This is a genomic window from uncultured Amaricoccus sp., assembly GCF_937891315.1.
Lineage (GTDB): Bacteria > Pseudomonadota > Alphaproteobacteria > Rhodobacterales > Rhodobacteraceae > Amaricoccus.
Genome location: NZ_CALAGI010000052.1, coordinates 1 through 7,864 on the forward strand (window position 1 = coordinate 1; position 7,864 = coordinate 7,864).

Below are 7,864 nucleotides of genomic sequence, written 5' to 3' on the forward strand. Positions count from 1 at the left end.
GCCTCGGCTTTGTCGGGCCTGCGCCTCGCGTGCCTTCGGCGCGCTTGGTCGGAAAATCGACGAGATGGGCCGTTGGTATCAGCCACCAGACGATTCCGTCTGGCCTGAATATTGCTGCTAGTCCGGCGCCGGAGCGGCGGGGACCGGATCGCCGTCGTTCTCGTCGAAGGCATGCGCCTCGCCGCGGATCACCAGACCGACCGCGCTTCCCGGCGCGGGGGCGTCGAGCGCCGAGGCGCGCAGGGCGACGCGGATCGCGCCGACCTCGATGTCGAGCAGGCAGGCGGCGCCCTGGAACTCGACATCGACCACCCGGCCGGTGATGCCGGCCCCGGCCGGATCGGTCAGGGCGATCTGCTCGGGCCGCAGCATCACCTCCCGGACGCCGCCCGCGACGCCGGCGCGGCCGGGCGGGTGGACGGGCACGCGGCCGAGCGCGCAGTCGGCGCGGCCATCGACGATCCGGGCCGGCATCAGGATCGCATCGCCGAGAAAGCGCGCCACCTCGCGGTCCCGCGGCCGGAGATAGATCTCGCGCGGCGGGCCGGCCTGGGCGAGCCGGCCCCGGCGCAGCACCGCGACCTGATCGGCGAAGGAAAGCGCCTCGGCCTGGTCGTGGGTGACGAGGATCGTCGTGACGCCGGCGGCGGCGAGGACCGCGGCGACGGCGCGGCGGGTGCTGGCGCGCAGGCCGGTGTCGAGGGCCGAGAAGGGTTCGTCGAGGAGCATGAGGCGGGGCCGCCGCGCCAGCGCCCGCGCCAGCGCCACCCGTTGCTGCTGTCCGCCCGAAAGCGCGTCCGGGGCGCGGGTCGCGAGATCCCCATCGAGCTCGACCATCGCCATCAGGTCGCGCACCCGGGCGCCGCGGTCGGGGTCGCGCCGCGGCAGGCCGAAGGCGATGTTCTCGGCGACGCTGAGATGCGGGAAGAGGGCGCCGTCCTGGGTGACGATGCCGATATTGCGCCGGTGCGCCGGCACGAAGCCGCCGGGCCCGGCGAGGATCGCGCCGTCCAGGGTGACGGTTCCCGCGTCGGGTGCGTCGAACCCCGCGATGATGCGCAGCAGCGTGCTCTTGCCGGAGCCCGACGGCCCGACGATGGCGGCGCGCGTGCCCGCCGTCACCGCGAGATCGACACCCGCGACGGCCACCACGTCGCCGTAGCGCCTGCCGATGGCGGAAAGTCGCAGCGTCATCGTCCGGAGCTTCGCCGCGATTGCAGCCGCAGGACCACGACGAGAGGCAGAGAGAGGAGTACCATCAGCAAGGCATAGGGCGCGGCCCCGGCATAGTCGAGTTCTCCCGACAGCGCCCAGAAGCCCATCGCCAGCGTGCGGGTGCCGTTCGGGGCCAGCATCTGCGTCGCCGGCAGTTCGTTGAGGATGCCGAGCGCGGCGAGCGCCATGCCCGCCGCCGCGCCCGGCGCCGCCAGTCGCAGCGTCACCGTGACGAGGGCGGCGGTCGGCGTCCGCCCGAGGCCGCGGGCGGCCTGCTCCAGCTCCAGCGGCGCCTGGGCGATGGCGGCGCGCAGGCTGACGAGCGCGCGCGGCAGGAAGATGACGGCATAGGCGAAGAGGACGGTGGCGACGGACTGGTAGAGCGGATGCGCCACCCGCACCGTGATCGTGACCAGCGCCAGCGCGACCACGACGCCGGGCAGCGATCCGACGATGTAGTTGCAGGCTTCGAGGCCGCGTTGCAGGCGCCCCGGCGCGCGCACCGAGAGCCACGCCATCGGCACCGCCGCGAGCACCGCCAGCGCCCCGCCGGCGAGGGCGTAGCCGAGGCTCTGGCCGAGGGCGGCGAGGAGGGCGGGGTTCGTCCACACCGCGAGGCCCCCGGCGGCGAGCCAGCGGGCGAGCGTGATGAACGGCACCCCCACCGACAGGGCGGCGGCGGCGGCGCACAGCAGGAGGCAGGGCAGCGTCGCCCGCCCGAGGCGGCGACGCCCCGCCGCCCGCGCCGCGCCGGAGCCGACGCGGGCATAGCGCGCCCGCCCGCGCGCCCGCGCCTCCAGCGCCAGCAGGCCGAGGCAGAGGACGACGAGCGGCACGGCCAGCATGTTGGCGGCGGCGCTGTTGAAGCCCGCCTGGAACTGCGCGACGATCGCCGTGGTGAAGGTGTCGAAGCGGATCATGGCGAACAGCCCGTATTCCGCCAGCAGATGCAGGCTCACGATCAGCGCCCCGCCACAGAGTGCGATCCGCAGTTGCGGCAGGACCACCCGCGTGAAGACGCGGAGCGGCGGATGGCCGAGCGCCGCGGCGGCGTCCTCCAGCTCGGGATCGAGGCGGCGCAGCGCGGCGGCGACCGGCAGGTAGAAGAAGGGGAAATAGGCGAGCGTCGCGACCAGCACGCCGGCCCCGAGCCCGTGCAGCCCCGGCACGACGCTGACCCAGGCGTAGCTGTGGACAAAGGCCGGCACCGCCAGCGGTGCGACGGCGAGCCCGTCCCAGAGCCACCGGGCGGGCAGGTCGCTGCGCTCGACGAGCCAGGCGAGCGCCGTCCCGAGCAGACCGGAGACCGACCCGGCCAGGATCACGAGGAGCAGGGTATTCAGCAGGAGTTCGCCCGCGCGCGGCCGGAAGATCAGCGCGCTCGCCGTTGTCCAGCCGGTCGCGACCAGTTCCCGGAGCACGAAGCCGAGCGGCAGGAGCGCCAGCGCCGTGACCGCCAGCGCCGCGACGGCGATGGCCGGGACGCGCGGACCGATCCGCCGGGCGTGACCCGGCGGATCGGTTTCGGGCAGGAGCCGCGCGGCACGGACCATGTCGCGTCGCTCCTGCCCCGTGGTTGGCGTCAGAGCAGGCCGGCGGCGGTCATCAACTCGACCACGGCCTTGCTGTCGAGATCCGAGGGCGCGACCGTGGGCGCGTGCAGGTCGGCGAGCGGCACCAGCGCTGGGTTCGACGCCTGGCCTTCGCCCACGGCGTATTCGAACGAGGTCCCGGTCCGCAGGATCGCCTGGCCGGCCGGGCCGGTGATCCACTTCAGGAAGGCCTGCGCCTCGGCGGGATGCTTGCTGGAAGCGAGCACGCCGCCGCCGGAGACGCTGACGAAGGCGCCCGGATCCTCGTTGCCGAAATAGTGGAGGGCGACGTTGCCGCTGTTCTCGCCGGTCTTGGCCTGATCGCCGAACCAGTAGTAGTGATAGATGAGCGCGGCTTCGGTCTCACCGGCGTTCACCGCCTTCATGGCCGTGGAGTTGCCCTTGTAGGCGGTGAAGTTCTCCTTCATCCCCTTCAGCCAGGCTTCCGTCGCATCCTTGCCCTTCAGTTGCAGCAGCGCCGCGACGATTGCCTGGAAGTCGGCGCCGGTGGGCGAGGCGGCCCAGCGGCCCTTCCATTCCGGCTGCGCGAGGTCGAGCATCGACTTCGGCAGCGTGTCCTCGGTGAGCTTGGTCTTGTCATAGGCGAGGACGGTCGAGCGCGCGGCGATGCCGGTCCAGTCGCCGTCGGCCGGGCGGAACTGCGCGGGAACCTGGGCGAGGGTCGCGGGATCGACCGGGGCGAACAGGCCCGCCGCGTCGACCAGCGCCATGGCCGGGGAATTCTCGGTCAGGAACAGGTCCGCCGGAGAGGCGGCGCCCTCCTGGACGATCTGGTTGCCGAGCTCGGTGTCGCCGCCGTGGCGGATGGTGAGCTTGATGCCCGTCTCCGCGGTGAAGGCGTCCGCCCAGGCCTGGCCGAGACTCTCGTGCTGGGCGTTGTAGACGACGAGGCCGGTGTCATCCGCGGTGGCAGCCGTCCCCGCGCCCAGCGCCACGGCCAGCATCGCGCCACCGAGCGCCCTCATGGCAATCCGAAGTGTCATCCTGTCTCCCCTCTGAAAATGTCGTTCGAAAACTCGTCTTGTCCGCGGGAAATCCGACCCCATCGGCTGGGGCCGCCATTCCCGACGGCTCGGGCCATCGCCCCGCCCCATTCCTTAATACAGGTCCGCCACCATTGTCGACAAATTAAGTCATAATTAGGCGCTCCGGCGCCTGGTTTGTCCGCGCACCCGCGACACTCACTTCAGGTCGAATTCCGCCCGCAAGCCCGGCGAATTGTCGGACAGGCGCAAGGCGGTGTCATGCAGGCTCAGGATCGCCGCGACGAGGCTCAGCCCAAGCCCCGCGCCGTGCGCGCCACGGCTGGGGTTCAACCGCACGAACCGGTCGGTAACCCGTGCGCGGTCGGCCTCGGCGATGCCCGGTCCGGTATCGGCGAGGGTGATCCGGGTCCGGTCCACCCCGGCTGTCACCGTCAGACGGATGTCCGAAGGAGCCGGGCAATGGCCGATCGCATTGTCGGCAAGGTTCAGGATGGCCTGTGCGATCAGGTCGCGGTCGCCGTGCACGACGGCGGCCGGCGGCAGGTCGACGGTGAAGCGGTGCCCCGCGTCTTCGGCGGTCGGCGCCAGCATTTCGGCCAGATCACGGACGAGGGCCACGAGGTCAAAGGCTTCGACCCGCGGGGACACGAGCCCCGCCTGCATCCGTGACAAACGCAGGATCGCATCGAACGTGGCCGATATTCCGTCGAGATCGGCCAGCGCCCGGCCCAGATCGCCGCGCAGCGCGGGCGGGGTCCGATCGGTCAGGACATGCGGCTCCAGCCGCATCCGCAGGCGGGCCAGAGGTGCTCGCAGGTCATGCGCCACATCGGTCGAAACCTGCCGGATCGCGTCGATTCCGGCCTCCAGTTGCGCCAGCGTCCGGTTCACCTGGCCTGCCAGCCGCCCGATGTCGTCGTGGCCGTCATCGGCGATCCGCATACCATGCGCGCCGGCGCCGACGGCCCTGAGGGCATCCTCGAAGCGTTCGATCCGCGTCTCGTTCCGCCGGGCGATGAAAACCGCCAGCATGATTGACAGGATCAGCGCGACGCCGAGACCCCAGGCCGTTCCCTGCGAGAGGATTTCGGTGTTTTCCGCGACCCAGTCGGCATCGCGTCCGGTGATGATCCAGCCCCGGGGCGTCTGAAGCCCGTAGGCGAAGTAGTCGGTCGGCGCGACGCCATTCGGCACTTCGACCAGTGTCATGTCGCGACCGACGCGCAGGGCGCGGTGACCGGCGAAGGGATGGTCCGGACTGAAGTTGCCAGCGATGCGCTGACCCTGGGGATCGAGGAAGGTGGCCACGGCGGACCCGTCCCGCGCATTGGCGGAGATCGCGTCGATCTGTTCCAGCAGATCCTGAGGGCCGCCGTTCTGAAGCGTATAGGCCAGATTGCCAGCCATGTTTTCCACGTCCTGGCGCAACCGGTCCGTCAATTCGCCCGACAAGAGCATGTAGGCGATTGCCCCGGCCAACACGGCCGCCCCGGCGAACGCGCCCGAGATCATCAGCGCGAAGCGCATCGACCAGGACAGGCGGCGCCGCGCGCTCACGGCTGAAACACATAGCCCACCCCGTGCAGGGTCGTGAGGCAGGCCTTGTCGAACGGCTTGTCGATCTTGGCGCGCAATCTGCTGACATGGGTTTCCACAACGCTGGTCTTGGGGTCGAAATGCAGGCCCCAGACGGCTTCCAGCAGGATGGTGCGGGTCTGTACCCGGCCGGGGCGTTCCATGAAGTGCTTCAGGAGCAGGAACTCGCGGGGTTGCAGGTCGATCAGGACGCCCGCCCGGCGCGCCTCGCGCGTCAGCAGATCGAGATGCAGATCGCCCTGGCGCAACTCGGTCACCTCGGCCCGCAGGCTCGGGCGTCGGGCGATGGTGTCGATGCGCGCCAGCAACTCGGCAAAGGCGAAGGGCTTGACCATGTAGTCGTCCGCCCCGGCCCGCAGACCTGCCACCCGGTCATCGACCGCGCCCATCGCGGTCAGCAGGATCGCAGGCGTCGCCACTTGCGCGGCGCGCAGGGATTTGAGCAACGACAGGCCGTCGAGCCCCGGCAGCATCCGATCGAACAGGAACAGGTCGTAGGGTTGCAGCGTCGCCTGCGTCAGCGCCTCGCGCCCGTCGGTCAGATGATCGACAGAATGGCCTTCGGCGACCAGCCCCCCGCGGATGTAGTCGCCGATCTCCGCGTCATCCTCCGCGACAAGAATTTTCACCCGAAGAACTTTCCGAAGGGCCGCGTTGGGCTTTTCACGCCTTGCAACCATCGCCCTGGAACGGACCGGCAACAAGCCTCGAAGGCGATTTTTCCCTGTTCTTACAATTTTGTAGGAATTGCCCGGCGAATTTCCCCGGCCGGCGGCGGTTCTTACGAAACTGTAAGAGCGTCACAAGACCTGACGGGGATTGAGGGGTCAGGAAGCCATATCGACGGGCCATCCGCCGCCACTCCCCTTCCCGAAGGTTTCATGTCCACGACAGCCGGCCCCCCCATCCACAGCCGACCGACGCGCCCGCGGCGCGCCGCGGCCTGCCTGATCGGCCAGGCGCCGAAGGGACTCTTCAACCTTGCCCGCGACGACACGTCCCCCGGGCCGGACATGGTCATATGGTCATATGGTCATATGGTCATCGAAAGGATGTTGAATTGATGCGAAATCTTCTGCTTTCCGTGGCGCTGATCGCGGTGCCGGTCGCGGGTTTCGCCGCGGTGGAGACGTGGCTGATGCCCGCGCCCGCCGGCCAGACCGCCAGCGCGGGCCTTGGCGATCTGGCACCGTTCGCCGCCATCGTGACAGACACCCAGACGATCGCCGCGACCGGCGATCTGGCCGCCGCGCAAACCCGGATCACCGATCTTGAAACCGCCTGGGACGAGGCCGAGCCTGCGCTGCGGGCCGCGGATGCCAACGCCTGGGGTGTCGTCGATACATCCATCGACGATGCCTTGTCGGCCCTGCGAAGGAAGACGCCAAGCCCGGTCGAAGTGAACGATACGCTGGCCGCCCTTCAAGAGACGCTGGCAGGCCCCGTGGCCGCCGTCGTCACCGGTGCCCGGACGGTCAACGGTATCGCCGTGACCGACGAAACCGGACACGCGCTGCCCTGCGAGGCGATGCTGGCCGATCTGGCCAAAGCGCTGGACAACGAGATCGCCACGCCGGAGGTGGTCGATCTTCGGGCCAAGGCGCTGGAACGCTGCAATGCCGATGACGACGCCCGCGCCGATGCCTTCACGGCGCAGGCGCTTGCCCTTCTCAAATCCTGAGGTCGGTCATGCGTACCGCGTCCGTGAACCGCGTGCCCGATGTCACGCCCTCCTTCTGGCTGATCAAGCTGATGGCCGTGACCATGGGCGAAACCGCCGCCGACTATCTGGCGGTCAATCTCGGCCTTGGCCTGACCGCCACGACCTTGCTGATGTCGGCTGTCCTGATCGCGGCCCTGGTCTGGCAGTTCGGCCAGCGCCGCTATGTGCCGCGTGTCTACTGGACCGCCGTGGTGCTGATCTCGATCGTCGGCACCCTGGTCACCGACAATCTCGTCGACAATTTCGGCGTGGCATTGAGCACCACTTTCTGGGTGTTTTCCGCCGCCCTCGCCGCGACCTTCGCGCTCTGGTTCCGGTCCGAACGCACTCTGTCGATCCATGAGGTGTTCACCGCCCGGCGCGAGACCTTCTACTGGCTGGCGATCCTGTTCACCTTCGCGCTCGGCACCGCCGCCGGTGACCTCGTGGCCGAAAGGTTCGGCATGGGCTACTTGGCGACCGGTATCCTGTTCGGGCTGATCATCGCCTCGCTGGCCTTCGGCTATTTCGCGCTGAATCTCGGCGGGCTCTGGGCTTTCTGGCTCTGCTACATCTTCACCCGTCCGCTTGGCGCGTCCTTCGGCGATCTTCTCTCGCAGCCCAGGGAGTACGGCGGCATGGGCTTCGGCACGATCCCGACCAGCCTCGGTTTCCTCGCCGTCATCGTCCTGACCGTCGCCGTGCTGACCCTGCGCCCCGCGCCCCGCGCGGCCTGATCCGCCCCCCCCCGC

7 protein-coding genes are annotated in these 7,864 nt (G+C 69.7%); 2 read left to right on the forward strand and 5 right to left on the reverse strand.

All coding sequences use genetic code 11. From position 1 onward, the window contains the following. Positions 1–117: 117 nt before the first annotated feature. The 5 genes from Q0480_RS04380 to Q0480_RS04400 all read right to left on the reverse strand — a co-directional run bounded on the left by Q0480_RS04380 (position 118) and on the right by Q0480_RS04400 (position 6,039). Positions 118–1,194 carry an ABC transporter ATP-binding protein gene (locus Q0480_RS04380; RefSeq protein ID WP_299131090.1) on the reverse strand — a complete coding sequence of 359 codons (1,077 nt, stop codon included), beginning with the start codon at positions 1,192–1,194 and terminating at the stop codon, positions 118–120. Then, on the reverse strand, positions 1,191–2,768 hold the full coding sequence (locus Q0480_RS04385) for an iron ABC transporter permease (RefSeq protein ID WP_299131091.1): 1,578 nt from the start codon (positions 2,766–2,768) through the stop codon (positions 1,191–1,193). The genes Q0480_RS04380 and Q0480_RS04385 overlap by 4 nt, the downstream gene beginning before the upstream one ends. A gap of 29 nt (positions 2,769–2,797) precedes the next feature. After that, complete coding sequence (locus Q0480_RS04390; protein ID WP_299131092.1) at positions 2,798–3,811, reverse strand: iron ABC transporter substrate-binding protein; 1,014 nt, start codon at positions 3,809–3,811, stop codon at positions 2,798–2,800. 198 nt (positions 3,812–4,009) lie between these two features. Next, positions 4,010–5,371 carry a HAMP domain-containing sensor histidine kinase gene (locus Q0480_RS04395; RefSeq protein WP_299131093.1) on the reverse strand — a complete coding sequence of 454 codons (1,362 nt, stop codon included), beginning with the start codon at positions 5,369–5,371 and terminating at the stop codon, positions 4,010–4,012. Continuing rightward, complete coding sequence (locus Q0480_RS04400) at positions 5,368–6,039, reverse strand: response regulator transcription factor (RefSeq protein ID WP_299131094.1); 672 nt, start codon at positions 6,037–6,039, stop codon at positions 5,368–5,370. The genes Q0480_RS04395 and Q0480_RS04400 overlap by 4 nt, the downstream gene beginning before the upstream one ends. 455 nt (positions 6,040–6,494) lie before the next feature. On the opposite strand from Q0480_RS04400, the gene Q0480_RS04405 reads away from it, so the two are divergent. Continuing rightward, positions 6,495–7,091, forward strand: a complete 597-nt coding sequence (locus Q0480_RS04405) for a hypothetical protein (RefSeq protein WP_299131095.1) — start codon at positions 6,495–6,497, stop codon at positions 7,089–7,091. Positions 7,092–7,099: 8 nt separating this feature from the next. Then, positions 7,100–7,849 carry a hypothetical protein gene (locus Q0480_RS04410; RefSeq protein ID WP_299131096.1) on the forward strand — a complete coding sequence of 250 codons (750 nt, stop codon included), beginning with the start codon at positions 7,100–7,102 and terminating at the stop codon, positions 7,847–7,849. Positions 7,850–7,864: the final 15 nt, after the last annotated feature.

Excerpts from the sequence above, each read along its gene's own strand:
- Q0480_RS04380 (WP_299131090.1), bottom strand. The coding sequence starts at position 1,194 with ATGACGCTGCGACTTTCCGCCATCGGCAGGCGCTACGGCGACGTGGTG.
- Q0480_RS04385 (WP_299131091.1), bottom strand. The coding sequence starts at position 2,768 with ATGGTCCGTGCCGCGCGGCTCCTGCCCGAAACCGATCCGCCGGGTCAC.
- Q0480_RS04390 (WP_299131092.1), bottom strand. The coding sequence starts at position 3,811 with ATGACACTTCGGATTGCCATGAGGGCGCTCGGTGGCGCGATGCTGGCC.
- Q0480_RS04410 (WP_299131096.1), top strand. The coding sequence starts at position 7,100 with ATGCGTACCGCGTCCGTGAACCGCGTGCCCGATGTCACGCCCTCCTTC.